This window comes from Sulfobacillus sp. TH-112 (assembly GCF_057473405.1).
On the sequence record NZ_JBYCKN010000047.1, the window covers coordinates 1 to 15,193 of the forward strand.

Consider the following 15,193-nt stretch of genomic DNA (forward strand, 5'->3'; position numbering starts at 1 on the left):
ATAGCACGACCCATCCAGAGCAACATGTTGCGTAACATTTCCCATGTAATCGTGTGTATAATAGGATTAGAATCGGGCACGCTGTGGAAAGGACGGTGTAGAGGTGGGGGACCATTCGATGGATAAGCCCAGCTTCACCCAGGACCAGATGGTCAAGTCGTCTGACGCTGTGAAGCATTTTGGTGAGATCCGCAAACACGCGAAAGAGCAGCCCATTCTTATCATGGATAACGGCCGGTGGGACACGGTCCTATTGGGATACACCCAATACGAAATATTGTACCAACGGCTGTTGGAGCTCGAAGAACGATATGAGGCGAGCGTACTCGAATCCCGCATTGAGCGGCTGGAGAGCCATCCGGAAAGTGCTGTGCCTTGGCGGCGAGTTCAGCGCTCGCATGGAAATGAGTAATCAGCGGTTCGACGTTCGGTTCGATGCGGATGCGCTCACAGAATATCAACGACTCGATAACGCCCTGGTGACGATCGTGGACAAGGCCTTAGCGCGTCTTGAGGAACGGGCTGACGAGGTAGGAACGCCGCTCCAGAACAAATACGCAACTAAGCTCCACGGATGCAAGGAAATCAAGTTGCGCGATGCGGGTCTTCGCATCGTGTTTCGCGTGACCGAACAAACGGTCGAGGTCCTGCGCGTGGTCTATATTCTCACCATCGAGAGACGCAACCTCGACGTCGTGTTTCGCGTGGCGGACAAGCGATTGCGCCACTTTAAGAGTCGAGGCAACCTGCGCGAGTTTCTCTCTAGTAGCCCTCGGTGGGAAGCACGGCGTCGATCTCCCCATGTATCACGCAAGAAAAACCCCCGTAAATAAAGTTGCGAAGCCACGAGGCGACAGGACTTTAGAAATTCATAGACGGACAAAGGCAACAATGTTATAGGGCCAGCAGGCCCGTCTTAAGTGTGCTCGCGCACGGGTCAACGGAGCTGTCTTGGCCGAAGGGACCGCGGGATGGCAATGGTGTGGTGCGCGTACAAGTGTTGCCAGAATGGGAGAACTCCATTACTTGAAAAGTGCGCGAACCGCTGGATTGGAGTCCTTGAATCGATCGCCCCAGCCGTTTGTCGAGTGGGCGAGGACTCGTTTGCAGAGGTTAGGAGGGAACGTTTAATGGCCATGAACCGCCAACACGCGATGGACGTGGACGATGCCACGTTAGATTCCTTGCGGGCCATAGTGGGAATGTCACGTGAGGACGCACGCACGTTGGTTAAGCAAGAAGGCCTCGATGGCTTGCGGATTCGGGTGGCGTCCGCTCTCTACGCCGCCGAATATTTAACGAGTGGCGAAGCAGCGGACCGCGTCGGTTTACGGAATCGGGGGCTGTTACTGCAATTCCTTGACGATAACCGTGTCGCCCCGGTACCTGACCCAACCCAGGACGAGGCACGCATTCGCGATGAACTAGACGAACGCATGGAGCGACGGCTCAAACGGTGGCACACCGCGCCCTAGAGGGCCCAAATCATCCGTCTTCGAGTAGTAGGGGGACCGCCGGATCGCCAGGGAAGGCAGTGCGAAGCTGCACAATTTGCTCGCGAGTTCCCATGCAGTGTCCGTAGAAGAACGAAATACCACGTGGCTCCAGTATCTATCCGTCACCACGAAGCCATGGAATAAGTGTTTTGGGAGCGACCACGTAGATGCTTCGAAACCCCGAATCTGTTGATAGACGAGGAGTGTAGCGCATCGGGGAGACCCCGAAGTGCGGGCCTTCTAATCCCGGCGTCGCAGGTTCGAATCTTGCCGGGGACCCATCCTAAAACCCTTTCACCGCAAGCGATTGCGGTTTTTCTTGTTTTGGTGGCCGGCCCGCCCACAAACTACGCCGTCACCAAGAGCCCATGGATACCGTACGATCCGAGGGACGTGGTAGACGGCCCGTCGGGGGAGAGCGGTGATAGCCACTGACTCCATGGTATTGCAGCGACTTGATGGACGCGTGATGGCGGGACTTTCGGCCCCCAATTCGCCTACATTGAGCGCTCTTCCGCACGAAACCTCTGGGTAAATTCCTCCGCTCCTTAAGGTGCTGAATCATGCATATACGGGTCTTATAGTGATTGAGTGCAACGTTCTGGTAAAATCAAAGGGCGTCCATAGTTTGATCCTGATCCGCCCGCGCCACGCCTGTCCATGGCAATTTCGGGGCTTTAGAGATCGGGGTCCGCATATTCGCTGCCACTGGTCACAGGCTTAGTCTCATGACGGGCCTTGAAGGCGATGGGCGGGAGACTTCACTGAAGCCTGCCGCTGCGAATATGGCCACCGTTCCGGTGTACAAAGCAGGCCCTGATACACGGGCCGCCTGAAGACGAGCAACATCGACGGGATACCCTTCGACCGCGCTCGCCCCCTGCAATAGCGCCTGGCCAACGCCGGCTCGGCGATGAGGGCTATCCACGGCCGAAACACGTCACCCACCACACGTTGCCATCATTTTGTCCCAAGACCTGTGCCAACCGTCGGTTTTCATACACCCCGGGTAATCCGTCGCGGGGTCCGACCCGAGTCCAGCCGACCGGTTGATCGTCTACATAGGCGAGAAGTCCGGGCGGGGTGACAGAATGTTCAATTTCGTGGTACAGAGCCTCGCGGTTGTTGGGAGATGCGTTCATAGGCCGAGCCGCGTTGGGGGTGAGAAAGAGGCGGCACCAGCACCATCCGGGGGCGTCCCCTCGACGTCCGAATACCGACACCAAATCACCCCATCGGGCTACTGTTATCGGCCGTGTTTCCACGTTGCCCATGGCCTCACCTCCTGCTTCATGACATCCACGGCGAGCCTGCATATTACAACGAAATTGACCAGGGATTCCAGTAATATCTGTCCAGCCAGTCCGTCCGAAACGTCCTGACCAGGTAATCCAATAAGTGCTGTCCCATTACGAGGTCGTCATCGCTTCTGTTGGACCCAAAGGGGAGCGATTTGGCAAGACCTTGGGCATCGATTCCCCCTACATCGCGACGTGGTAGGCCTGATGCACGACCTAATCGTCCAGAATGAGGAGATCGTAGCGCAAGAGTTGCGCCAACCACCGAACCCATTGGGGCCATCCTGACGCGTGACCAACCCATCGGCGAGGAGGCGCGGGACGCGATAATAGCGCACCCGCTAGGATCAGCCGGTAGGCGGCATGTCCTAACACACAAGCGAGGTAGCTTTTAGAATCTCATGTGTAACGGCTATCCCCCGATCTGGCGTTATAATCGGTCAAGGCGCGGAAAACCTGAGGGCTACCTATTCCCAGCGATTCCCACGGGGCCTAAGCAGGACTTTTCGGCATCCACGGCAAAAGCTCCGGAGATCAGAGATAACGACACTGCACCCGAATTTATAATTGATCGTACGGGAACGGGTCGCCACAAACGTGATCGTCAGCAATTCCAGACGCTGGACAGCGTCAACTCCCAGTCAATTTAAGCCGTTCGCTACCATAATGTTCTTCGTATACTCCAAACTGAGCTTGGAATACCTTCCTGGCTTACGGTGGGGAGTTGCGCAGAGGTCATGCAGTGGTTAACCAAGTCCTCCAGCCCATTGCATTCTTTGTCAGTACCGAGTTATGCTAAATATGGTTCGGGGCGGCTGGCGAAAGAGTCCATGGGGCTCTGCAGACGAATGTCTGCTAGCTGGCCTTTTTTCTGCTAATAAAAAAAGAATACCCGGATGTAATGAACGAGGTATAACGACCCAAGGTCAGGGAGGTTCTTGAACGACGCACGTCACTGAGAGCTCGCGAGGTCTCCAACCGGCTACTCGGACATATCAGATGAGCGGTTATTAATAGTAATAGTGAGCACTGCGTTGGAATGCATCAAATTCACTGGCGATTTGGTGCTCAATCAGCGCGTAGGATCGATCATCATGGCTTTCCCACTTTCGTTGAATAGCCCATCCGCAATAATCGGCTACCTGTAAACACGGATCCGTCGCATCATGCCAAAAGGCGGTATGGAAATCCGCGTGGGATACCGTCTGTCGGGCCACGTCGTTAAATGTATCCGAGAATGCTTGTCTTTTTCTTTTCTCTCCTAATGAGGCCGCTACGATCAGAGCTTTGTCTCCGCCGTGGATTGATTGGCCTAGATACTGGAGGTGTAGCCACCACGCTAGTCGATAAAACTGAGACACGTCGGTCTGATAGCGCTCAATGGTTTTCCGATTTTCTAAAATCGTGGCGTCGACACGGAAATTGAACGGAGCGAGGCAATTGAATACCTGGTCACGGACTGCTTGTCGATCTGATGCCGCATGAAACTGTTCGGTTAGCAGCACATCTTTCCATGCCAGCTCCCCTCGCAATTGAAGTAAAGCATCTCCTACGGCGCAACTTTTCATCATGACCGTGGTGAGAATAAAGTAGCGTGAAGCACCCCGTTTTTGGCTAAAGTCGAAGTTCCCCGATTCATCGCCAAATATATATACGACGGTTTCCATTAAATTATCAATTCCTTGAGTGAAGGTTGCTCTCAGTCTAATTGCATCAAGCTTTCACGTCTAGATACCAGACGTGGACGATTCGCCATGTCCGCGATGCAGATTCACCGCTAATGAATCTTTTGATGACTTGACACTCAGGAATTCGTCAGGGCACTCGATGATGCGTCCTTAATATTAACTGGGCTTGACCAGCCCAGCCGACAGTCAGGAGTGTAGTGTCGAAATCGAACCAGGCGTGATATGGGAAGTTCATGTGCGGCAACCGATTTGCGTTCGGTACCCCATTGTGGGTCATCCCATCCGTCACCATGGCGTCACCCCGACGTGATGGAACGGGTATTTCGAAAGCGACAGCGTAGATATACGCAACCCCGAATGCGTTGATGGACAAGGACTTCGGGGTATCCGAGCGACACCCTAGACACCTGAGTGCGGTTCTTCTAATCCCGGCGTAGCAGGTTCGAATCCTGCCGGGGACACCATCATAAAACCCTTACACCGCAAGCGATTGCGGATTTTTTGTTTTTGTTCTCCGCCCCTTGATCCCCCACGGCGTCACCAAGAGCCTGTGGATGCGGTTCGGTGGGAGAGACACGGTAGACGATCGGTCGGGGGACAGCCGTGATAGTTCCTGATTCCAGACTAGCGTAACGACGTCATGGACGGGTGCGCGCGGGATTTTCGGTCCTGATGCAGCGACAGTGAGCACCCTTCCGCATGAACCCGATGGGCCCATTTCTTCAATCCTTGAGGCGGCGAATCATGTATAGTCGGGCTGGATAGCCCCTCCTTTGCACGCTAAGTAATCCCCGCTTGCTGAGCTTGTCAGGCCTAATAGGGGAAGACGTGTCGGACGTCAGTGCGGCACCGTGCCAAGTAGTGCCGACCGCTCCCACGTCATTCCGGGACGACAGCGTCATCGAGAGCAATAAAGGTGTTCTGATAGGATCTCCGTGGGACGGCCGACGTCGGCTAGCGAAGGGACTGCCGAAGATCGTGCCTCGGGTTCCCCCAGGAAACCGTTGCGTTTGTTTCGGTTAATGCGTATAATGCGATTGTAGACGGGTAGACTAAGCCACAGAGGAGGGGAGCATTTTGGCGGATCAAATATTAATCGGGCCAGACGAGCACGATCTCGAAACCATTAAGCGAGTGGCTGGCGACTTGGTTGCACACCCGAACACGAACTATGTCCTGGTGGATGAGCAGCGCGTTGAGGTGAAACTTCCCACTCCGCTGGTTCGCGTGTTAATGGAAGCAGCAAGACAACTGGCTAAGGGCAATTCTGTGTCCATTTTGCATTACGAAGAGGCGCTGACGACACAGCAGGCTGCGGATTTGTTGCAGGTGTCCCGTCCCTATTTGATTCGTTTGTTGGAAGAGGGGAAGATTCGCTATCACCTGGTTGGATCTCACCGTCGGGTACGGTTGGGCGATCTTTTGGACTACAAGAGCACACGGGACAGTCTGCGTAAAGCCAATGTCAATGAGATGGTGCGGGTGTCGGAGTCTTTAGGGTTGTATGAGTCGGATGATTTCGATGAACGGGAGCCATAGACATGGCTTTCGTTGCGTTTCTGGACACCTGCGTGCTATTTCCTACGAATCTCCGCGATGTCATTTTGACCATTGCGGAAGTCGGCATCTGTCAGGTCCGGTGGAGCCCAGACGTTTTGGATGAGTTGCAACGGACCTATATCAAAAAAGGGAAAGTGGATGCCGCCAAAGCTGAGGCTGGTGTGAGCTATTTGCTCGGTATCATGACCGATGCGTTCCCCGATGCCATGGTGGATCGCAGTTACTATACGCATGCGATTCCAGCGATGCCGAATGATGCGAAAGACCGCCATGTGCTGGCTGCCGCTATAGCGAGTAGGGCTGACGTATTGGTCCTTAAAGATTTCCGTGTGCCCGCAGGATTCTGTTACACGGAGGTCCAGCATCCGGACGATTTTTTGTGCTATCAATTGGAGCTTGCCTCACAGGAGTTTTTTCATGCCCTTGAGGACCTTGCATCGAACAGACGTAAGCCGATGAATTCGGTCCCCGGAATCCTAAAATCACTTCAAAAAACGGTTCCCAATTTTGCTTCACAAGCCCAAACCATGTTGCCCGATTATTTGCCATAAAGGCCGATGGTACCCAAGACCACGATGGAGGATCCGGACTTCGCTCAATGCTTCAAGGCGTTAATCGTGTGCATTCGGGGACAATAGTCTCGCTGATGAGGGCGGCCTCATGAGAAGATGGTAATCCCAATCTTTCGTCACTCCGTATCCGCAACCCATTTTGCGACGACCCTTGCAAACCCTCTCGCGGACGCTATGGGGTCCATGTTCGTTCGGAATCGTGGCTCGTGAGGCAGGCGGGGTTATTCGTATCCGAATTTATTAATCTATAGAGGACTAATCCCGGGTGAACCATCCATGCGGGGAGTTTTGCATAGTTGGGTCGTTAAAACGCCACGACAATCGTTCGTCGACGCGACTGGTGCGGAAACACGTCAACAAAGGACATGATGGCGGCGGTCGAGGGGGAATAGATGAGTAGTGCCTATCTCAAACCATGACTGGTTGAGGGCTGACGACTGCTGTAGGGCGAAAAATCCCGTTACCACAAAGGTATGGAATGGGTGTTTTGGGAGCGACAGCGTAGATGCTCGGAACCCACGGGCTGTTTGATATACAAGGATTGCAGCGCATAGGAAGACGCCTGAGACTCCGGAGTATGGGCCTTCTAATCCCGGTCGTCGCTGGTTCGAATCCGGCCGGGGACACCATGAAGGCCTTGCCCCGCAAGCGGTTGCTAGCTTTGTTATTTTTGTTTTCCGTTCCGTTGTCCCACACGGCGTCACCCAGAGCCGATGGATGCGGTTCGACCCAAGAGACGTAATAGACGATCCGTCGGGGGACAGCGGTGATGGCGCCAGACCCCAGACTATCGTAGCGACGTCATGGACGCGTGAACGCGGGATTTTCGGTCCCCGGCGCGCCAACATGGAGCACTCTTCCGCATGAAACCCGTGGGCCAATTCCTTCAATCCTTAAGATTCTGCATCATGCACATTCGGGCCGGATAGCGGCCTATCAGGATTTTCGGTAAATAAGGTGTCCATGCGACAGTATTCGTGATGGCCGGGCCCGCCTCCTTTGCGAAAGATTTGGTGTATTTAAATCCCTAAAACTCTTCGCGCCAACATGCGGAGTCTAAGATTAAGATAGATTGATTCGGGAAAGAGTACGGTGAGGCTAAAGAAAACATCGATGTGGCTGGGTCTTCCAAGGCCGAAGCGGCTTCAACGGGGTATATTTTTTCGTGCGCATCGCGTATCATAATGGTAGGGAAAGTAGGGATAGTTTCTTGTTTGGCAGAAAGGTGGCGAAGACATGGCGGTGCCCATCATTGATAATGCTAAAGTGATGACCAAGGGACAGATCACACTCCCGAAAGATATTCGATCCCAGTTACGGTTGTCGACAGGCGACCGGGTAACGCTCATCTGTGAGGATGATCGCGTCATTCTGATGAATTCGGCCGTTTATGCGATGAAAATGCTGCAACAGGACATGGTAGGAGAGGCGGAGAAAGTCGGCTTAGGTTCGGACGACGCGGTCATGGATCTGGTAAAAGTGGTGCGAAAGGAAACCGATTGACTGTGAAGGTGTTGATTGATACCAACATTCTTCTTTCGGCCTCGCTAAATCCGTCCGGGGTTCCGTATCAAGCCTACGTAAAAGCGGTTACTCATCCCAATTATGGATTCATCACTGACCAAAACATTGACGAACTACGGCGGGTGTTTAATCGTAAGTTTCCGCACAAAATCCCGGCCTTGGAACGTTTTTTGGCGCTGGTCTTGACGGTTGTGGAGGTGGTTCAGACACCCGTTGGCGGCATCGCGGACGAAGTTCTCGTGCGCGACGCTTCGGATCGTCCTATTCTTCGCGCTGCCGTTGTCGCGCATGTGGATATACTCATTACCGGAGACAAGGATTTTTTGGAAGCGGGCATTACGACGCCGCGCGTCATGACGGCACGCGAATTTGTTCAAATGGACGAGTGGTAGCGATTCCATGACCTACCAGATGGACGGAAGGCGTGGGAGCTGATGCTTAAGTCTTGCCCTGACGTAGTGGTGCCGGATTGGAAGGTATGTAGCCGGTTGGCGCGCGTCACCACGGCGTCAGCATGAAGCAATGGAACGGGTAGTTTGGTACCGACAAGGTGGACACACTCAAATGCGAATTCGTTGATGGACAAGGACTTCGTGACATCCGAGCGATACCGTAGACACCTGAGTGCGGTTCTTCTAATCCCGGTTGTCGCTGGTTCGAATCCGGCCGGGGACACCATCGTAAAACCCTTACACCGCAAGCGATTGCGGATTTTTATTTTGCGACCAGGGGCAAGAGTACAGAAACGTGACGGTGGATCGCCCGCATGGCACCATGACATTTAAGCTGACTGGTATAATAACAGTGAGAGCTCGTGAAACGGGAATATGAGCATTGGAGGGACAATGATGACGGACCAGAGTCGGCGTATTCTGACCGAAGCGATGGCCTTGCCCCCTATGGACCGTGCTGAATTGGTCGAGCAATTGCTGGCCAGTTTCGATGTTCCGGCACGGGCAGAGATCGACGCGGCGTGGAGCACCGAGGCCGAAGATCGTTTGCGGGCGTATGAACGCGGAGACATGGAGACCCTACCGGCTGAAACGGTCTTTCGCCGGATTCAACGGCCGACCAGCAAATGACCGTCGAATTTCTCCAGGTGGCCGCGGCCGAATTAGAGGATGCGGTGGCTTATTACAACCAGCAAAGCGAAGGGCTCGGATACCAATTGGCGGTCGAGGTGCAAAAGACATTGAACCGCATCGCCGAATTCCCCGAGGCCTGGCCGCTTCTGTCGGAGCGGACACGGCGTTGCCGATTGCGCCGCTTTCCCTATGGAGTGATTTATCGTGTTATCGATGGCACGTTGCTGGTGATCGCGGTGATGCACATGCATCGACACCCCGATACGTGGAGGGACCGGGTGTCGCGGAGACATGACGACCCCAATAACTAAGACACCACGTGCAGACTTCGGGGTTGCTACGACCCCTTGGGGCGGGTTATTATTGTGTCCCGGCGCCGGGGACATTGTTTGGTAATGTGATCGGACGCATGGCATCTGTCAGCACGGCGTCGCCACGAAGCCACGGCACGGGCGTTTTGGAAGGGACAGCGTAAATCATAAGAAACCACGCATTCGTTGATGTACAAGGGTTCTAGCGTATCGTGGCAACCGACACTAGAGTGCGGACATTCTAATCCCGGTCGTCGCCGGGTTACGCTCGTATCAGAACGCTTACCTTAAGGCAAGGGGAGGTGGCCTTCCATCAGAATAGCGGTTGTTGGCGTGGGTGTCGTATACGGGCGACCTCCGGTTGCCCATCGGCACCGCGGGGTACGAAGACAACGAACTGCTTGGATCGCACATCGACCAGACAACGTTTGACGGGAAGCCGTGATTTCTGAACGGATACAGCGGGGTATGGGAGGTCGTCAAACCCTTGGAATGGCTCACGCTTTCGTGTGATGGCCTCCGCGACTTCGTCCCGGATAGGCGAGGCAGGCGGCTTCAATGACAACCGCCATTGGTCGTGGCGGCGCAAGTCACTCAAAGCAGTCTCCCGAAACGTTAAGCGACCGTCCACATCATTCGTTCTTGGAGAGCTCGTGGTGGAATATCTTTAGTAGCTGGCCTCATAGGTAGGGCCAGAACACTCCTGTGCGGCGCCAAGAGCCACGGTCATCTCGTCGGGGTCGTCCAGTTCCATGACTGGTGGTCGGGATACAAGTTAACAATTAGTGGACGACTTGATAGTGAACAGGAAGTGGACGAAGCCGTCCGAAGAATCCGGAAGGCTTGCTCCGTCGTGGTGGGGATAGCCAACTGGACAGCCGACCAAGATGAACTCCACGTGATCACCGAATATAAACGGTTATCGTCTATGTCATCGTACGCCAGAAACTTGGGTCCAGACGAAGGTGAGTGGAACAATGCCTTCCAGTTTGCATTTGTTCCACCGAGTAAATTGACGTCTAGCGAGAAAAAGGTCTTCGACAAAACTCAAACGATTCTTAACTGGTTCCCTAAGACCAAGAAGGTTGTCGAAGAGGTATTGATTTCAGATACAATGAAACTAAACTGGAACGGTTCGGATGCAGCAGGGTTGTGGGAGAGGGCTGAATCACGCATCATCATTAGACGAGACCAACTGCAACAGGTGGAGTCGTACGCGGGGACGTTGATTCATGAGATTACGCACGCCATTACGGGTACTGACGATGAGACAATGGCGTTCGAAAATCAACTTACGGATAACTTAGGGAAACTGGCGACAATAGTTCTGGGGCACAGGAAGTCTTGGTTTGGTTAGTAAAACTACGGATTTTACCACTAACTCCAATATTAGCGTACTTGTGGGCTGAGGATAGCAATTGTCGATCGGTCGATGCCCTCGCTCTTGACCTAAAGCGGTAGTCACCATCCCGCCCTGCAGTTCCTGCGAATAATTCCGACAATCAAACTCCGCCATTACCGCTGTTTAGGTGCGGAAGACGTGCTTAAGGGATTACTCGGTGGTCATTAGCGACTTCTTCTCAGGCGGGGAAGGGTTGTCAAGTCGGCTAGGACTCTTGTTCTCTCCACTTGGACCCGGTCTTTCGCGCTCACTGCCCCCTTGGAGAGCCCATTGAGTGGCTTCGTAAGCCTCAAGCAGGACATCGGCCGGCGATCCTCGAATGTTAGGCTATGAATGATGAAGAGGACGGCAAGCTGCGCGGCAGCCGAAAGGCTTGGTTCTTGACCCGCTTCACAACTCCGTCATATGATGGCGTCACAAGAATTTAAGAGCCGCCTTGGATTGGAACGTGGATGGGGTTTTGGTTTTGATTGGGCCGAAGCAGGAGGTAATGAAACAGGTGGACGAGGTTATCCCGAACAATTTACCGGCGCAACTGAACCGTTTTATCGGGCGAGAGCGCCAACTTGAACAGGTTGAACAACTTATCGAATCTCATCGATTGGTCACGTTGACCGGTTCGGGTGGTAGCGGAAAGACTCGTTTGGCGCTTCAAGCGGCGTCCGATCTACTGGACCGTTACGGCGACGGCGTGTACTTGGTGGAACTGAGTTCGCTCATCGATCCCGCCGAGGTGGCCGGAGCGGTGGCGAAAATTTTGGGGATTACTGTCACTAGCCACAAGTCGGTTATCGCCACACTCACTGATGTGCTGTTCGATAAATCTATGCTTTTAGTGCTGGACAATTGTGAGCATGTTGTTGCAGGTTGTGCAATATTAGCAGCTGGGTTGCTCCGCTACACACGGCGTGTGCATATCGTCGCAACCAGTCGCGAGATATTGGCGGTAGCTGGCGAAGCGATGTGGCCGGTGCCTCCGCTTGCGACACCAGATCCGAAACAGTTGCCAGCGCTTGAAAACTTCTCACTCTGTGAATCCGTGCAGTTATTCGTCGAGCGCGCACGTGCGGCCAACCCCGAATTTTGTGTCACCCAGGAGAATGCTCCTGCCATCGCTGAAATTTGCTCTCGGCTCGACGGCATTCCTCTGGCAGTGGAATTAGCGGCCGCTCGAGTCAGCGTACTGTCACCAGAAAATATTGCGGACCGGTTAGGCGACCGGTTTCGGTTTCTTGCAGGCCGCAGCCGGACCGCTCTGCCCCGACAGCAGACGTTGCGGGCGCTGGTTGATTGGAGCTATGACTTGCTCAGTGATGGGGAGCGCATTAGTTGGAGGAGACTGTCGGTGTTTATCGGCACATTTTCCCTTGAAGCAGCCACAAGCGTGATCTCCGACGACGATGCTGACGCGTGGGATGTCCTCGAGTATCTGACACGGTTGGTAGAAAAGTCTATTTTGGGAACTGTTAGCACGGTCCATGGCACATATTACCGCCTTCTGGAAACGATTCGCGCATACGGAGCTGAAAAACTGCATGAGGCCGGGGAATTGGCCGTCGTGCGTCAGCGCTGGTGGACCTACTATGCCGAGTTTGCCACGTTGGTGCGGACGCAAACGGCTAGCGATGATTGGTCGTACGTCGACGTGCAAGGTAGCAACCTGCAGGCGAGCTGGAGCGCGGCCGTCGACGCTGGGGACGCAGTTAGCGCCGTGAAACTAGCAGCCACGCTTGGAAATTATTACTTCCGTCTTGGTGAAGTGGCTACAGCCCGGGAAAAGCTTCGGCAAACCCTATCGTTGTGTGATGGAACTGATTTTGTCGACGAGTATTGTTTAGCACTGGCCCAGGCAGGTATTCTTGCCTCGTTTGATCGAGACCAGGCGGAATCCCGCCGCTTGTTGGGCCATGCCATTGACGTGATGAGCCATCATGTCGTGTCCCCGGAGGTGAAAAAGAGCGTTTTTCTTTATGCGGGCCAAGTATGGATGTTGGAACCGGAACGTGCGCGCGGCTACTTTGAGGAGTGTCTGACGTTGGTGCGTGGCACGCCGGCGGAAGCGCAAGTATGGATGCTTCTGGCTACCGTGAAATTCGTCGAGGGGCGGTGGGGTCAGGGCGACCAGCTCTTAGATCGTGCGGATCAGATTCCCGAGGTCTCCTTGTACCAGAAAGCGTCGTCCCGTTCCCAGCGCGCAGCGGGGTTTGGGCTGCGAGGGGACTGGGCCAAGGCGCGCACCTTAGTATCGGAAGCGGTAGATATTTTTAAGCAGCTTCGGGTGGTCCCGAACCTCATTCAAGCGCAAATCCTGCTGGCGCTCGCTCAGGAGCACATGGGAGACCGAGAGGAATCTGAACTGTTAATGATTGAGGCTCTGACAGCAGCCGTAGATGGGAATATTGCATTGGGGGAGTCGTTAAATCCGGTGGCAGGGTGGATGTCTTTGCGGGGCCTCTTGGCAGAGTCTGTGGCGCTTTTGGCGGGAGCGGGTGAGACATCGCCTGCATTGCGGGAGGCATGGGGAGACTCCGTTATGGCGACAGCTCGTGCTGGCATGCCAGATGACCGTATCGCGGCGGCCCAAGAGATGGGCCGGGCGTTGGGCGTGGCTAAAGCTAGTCGCTATGCATTGGCTGCGGCTCATCGGGCTAAGAGCCAGGACTCTTTGACGAACGACTTTAGCGAGCACGGTAACGAACCGACCGCTGTGCGTACGAAAAGCATTCCGCTAGTGGCGGTGCCAAGCCGTGAACAAGGGGACGACAGCGCGCTGATCGCGACGCGGTCCATGAATCGTGTGTCACTGGCGGATTGTACGGTGATCGGCAATTACCGTCGCTATGATGAACGGGTTCGCAACCAGTTGCGCGATTGGCAAGGACGCATTGCAGCCCCGTTGCGAGGCCATAGCACGGTACACGAAAACTTTCTCATTTGGGCGGCCCCAGGCAGCGGGAAATCGTTCCTCATTCAAGAGACAGCCCGTGCTCTGGGCGCGGATGTCTCCTATGTAGAACTCAACCTGGCACGTTTGGGGCGGGAGGATTGGGTGGAAGGGCTGCGCGTGATCAACGAGTTGGACAAACCGGTTCTGGTCCTTTTGGATGAGATTGATGCTCGTGCCGATGTTAACTGGCCCTATGAGGATGTTTTTTCTCTTCTCGATTTGAACCTGAACGAAAACCGGTCGGCGGTCTTTGTCCTCATTGGCAGTTCCACGACACACATTGATGGCATGGTGGCTAATATGCTGAAGCGCAGCAAGGCTAAAGACATGCTTGACCGTGTGCCGATGGATCGCCGCTTTGAAATCGCTGCGCCTGTTCTGGAGGACAAAGCAGTGATTTTGTTTAGTCAGATTCTTGGGGCTGCGGCGGCCCGCGGGCAGCAAATCGATGAAGTGGAGAAGCTGGCCGTCTATTATGCGCTTACTGATGAATCGTTCCAAACGCCCCGCCAATTGCGCGATTTGGCGGTTGCAGCGGTTCAACGCCTCCCCCACGAGGAACAGCGATTAACTTATGATGACCTTTTCTATCGAGGCGACGCCCGCAATCATAACTTTTGGATGAGCCACGCAGAGGCAGCCCGTGATCTGAGCGGTTTGTTTGTTCGCATCGAAGGATAAATGGCTTTTTCGCGGGTTCTACGGATAGCTTTAGGCGGCGGGTCACCGTCCAGCAATTCCCGCGGGTTGCGCTTACCCTCGGTCGATGTGTAGTAGCCGTACTCAAGGGGAATTCCCAAGCGATATCGGATTTTATTCGACGTGACTGCCCGAGTGGCATGCTTCGCACCACCATTGAAGATATGCTTGGGTCGGGAGCAGTTGTCGCCGGATGCCAAGACCATTCCCGGTGCCTGTGAGAGAGGAGACGTGACCTGCGGGCCATTTTTGCCGGAATGCTCCTCGGGTCGTGTGTATGGCTAGTGATCTGAATGTCAGTCGGACGCTCCTTATCTGCGTAGAGGGGGTGTATCGTATGCGGTTTTCATTGTGTCGTGAGTCTTTTTCGGGATGACAGCATATCAAGGAGTTTCCTCAGCTAATCCACCGAGAATTCTCAATATTTAGGGGCATTGAAAATCGCGGTACGATTAGCGCTTGGATTGAATTGAAAGTGCTGAAACGATTTTCGAGGAGGAGTGTACGGTATGTTCGGTGACCCGCACCGTGATAAGGTTGAGGCGTCAGTCCTCGAATGGTTGCTCGATGCCGATCCTGCCATCCGTTGGCAGGTGATGCGTGACCTCGTC

Annotated in this window: 13 protein-coding genes; 11 read left to right on the forward strand and 2 right to left on the reverse strand. The window is 54.3% G+C overall.

Annotated features, from left to right (window positions below; genetic code table 11):
- The first annotated feature begins 118 nt into the window (after positions 1-118).
- The 3 genes from ACOJWD_RS03070 to ACOJWD_RS03080 all read left to right on the forward strand — a co-directional run bounded on the left by ACOJWD_RS03070 (position 119) and on the right by ACOJWD_RS03080 (position 1,475).
- On the forward strand, positions 119-412 hold the full coding sequence (locus ACOJWD_RS03070) for a type II toxin-antitoxin system Phd/YefM family antitoxin (RefSeq protein ID WP_486991755.1): 294 nt from the start codon (positions 119-121) through the stop codon (positions 410-412).
- Positions 399-833 (forward strand): type II toxin-antitoxin system RelE family toxin, encoded by a 435-nt coding sequence (locus tag ACOJWD_RS03075; protein ID WP_486991756.1) that lies wholly within the window; start codon positions 399-401, stop codon positions 831-833. Before ACOJWD_RS03070 ends, ACOJWD_RS03075 begins: the two co-directional genes overlap by 14 nt.
- Before the next feature lie 297 nt (positions 834-1,130).
- Entirely contained in the window at positions 1,131-1,475 is a 345-nt protein-coding gene (locus ACOJWD_RS03080; protein WP_486991757.1) for a hypothetical protein, read from the forward strand.
- A gap of 941 nt (positions 1,476-2,416) precedes the next feature.
- Here ACOJWD_RS03080 and ACOJWD_RS03085 read toward each other — a convergent pair.
- Both ACOJWD_RS03085 and ACOJWD_RS03090 read right to left on the reverse strand, forming a co-directional pair.
- Entirely contained in the window at positions 2,417-2,770 is a 354-nt protein-coding gene (locus ACOJWD_RS03085; RefSeq protein WP_486991758.1) for a hypothetical protein, read from the reverse strand.
- A gap of 1,034 nt (positions 2,771-3,804) precedes the next feature.
- Positions 3,805-4,461, reverse strand: a complete 657-nt coding sequence (locus tag ACOJWD_RS03090) for a DUF3800 domain-containing protein (RefSeq protein ID WP_486991759.1) — start codon at positions 4,459-4,461, stop codon at positions 3,805-3,807.
- A gap of 1,098 nt (positions 4,462-5,559) precedes the next feature.
- Here ACOJWD_RS03090 and ACOJWD_RS03095 point away from each other — a divergent pair.
- From ACOJWD_RS03095 to ACOJWD_RS03130, 8 genes are all read left to right on the forward strand, one after another.
- Positions 5,560-6,021 carry an excisionase family DNA-binding protein gene (locus ACOJWD_RS03095; RefSeq protein WP_486991760.1) on the forward strand — a complete coding sequence of 154 codons (462 nt, stop codon included), beginning with the start codon at positions 5,560-5,562 and terminating at the stop codon, positions 6,019-6,021.
- 2 nt (positions 6,022-6,023) lie between these two features.
- Positions 6,024-6,593 (forward strand): VapC50 family PIN domain-containing toxin, encoded by a 570-nt coding sequence (locus ACOJWD_RS03100; RefSeq protein ID WP_486991761.1) that lies wholly within the window; start codon positions 6,024-6,026, stop codon positions 6,591-6,593.
- Positions 6,594-7,850: 1,257 nt separating this feature from the next.
- A complete protein-coding gene (locus ACOJWD_RS03105; protein ID WP_486991762.1) occupies positions 7,851-8,117 on the forward strand; it encodes an AbrB/MazE/SpoVT family DNA-binding domain-containing protein in 267 nt (88 codons plus the stop codon).
- Between the two features lie 2 nt (positions 8,118-8,119).
- A complete protein-coding gene (locus ACOJWD_RS03110) occupies positions 8,120-8,530 on the forward strand; it encodes a putative toxin-antitoxin system toxin component, PIN family (RefSeq protein ID WP_486991763.1) in 411 nt (136 codons plus the stop codon).
- Between the two features lie 456 nt (positions 8,531-8,986).
- Positions 8,987-9,220: an addiction module protein gene (locus ACOJWD_RS03115; protein WP_486991764.1), complete on the forward strand. Its 234-nt coding sequence runs from the start codon at positions 8,987-8,989 to the stop codon at positions 9,218-9,220.
- Positions 9,217-9,534: a type II toxin-antitoxin system RelE/ParE family toxin gene (locus tag ACOJWD_RS03120; protein ID WP_486991765.1), complete on the forward strand. Its 318-nt coding sequence runs from the start codon at positions 9,217-9,219 to the stop codon at positions 9,532-9,534. Before ACOJWD_RS03115 ends, ACOJWD_RS03120 begins: the two co-directional genes overlap by 4 nt.
- An 811-nt stretch (positions 9,535-10,345) precedes the next feature.
- Positions 10,346-10,891, forward strand: coding sequence for a hypothetical protein (locus ACOJWD_RS03125; protein ID WP_486991766.1), 546 nt, complete (start codon positions 10,346-10,348; stop codon positions 10,889-10,891).
- Positions 10,892-11,426: 535 nt separating this feature from the next.
- A complete protein-coding gene (locus tag ACOJWD_RS03130; protein ID WP_486991767.1) occupies positions 11,427-14,564 on the forward strand; it encodes a winged helix-turn-helix domain-containing protein in 3,138 nt (1,045 codons plus the stop codon).
- The last annotated feature ends 629 nt before the right edge of the window (positions 14,565-15,193 follow it).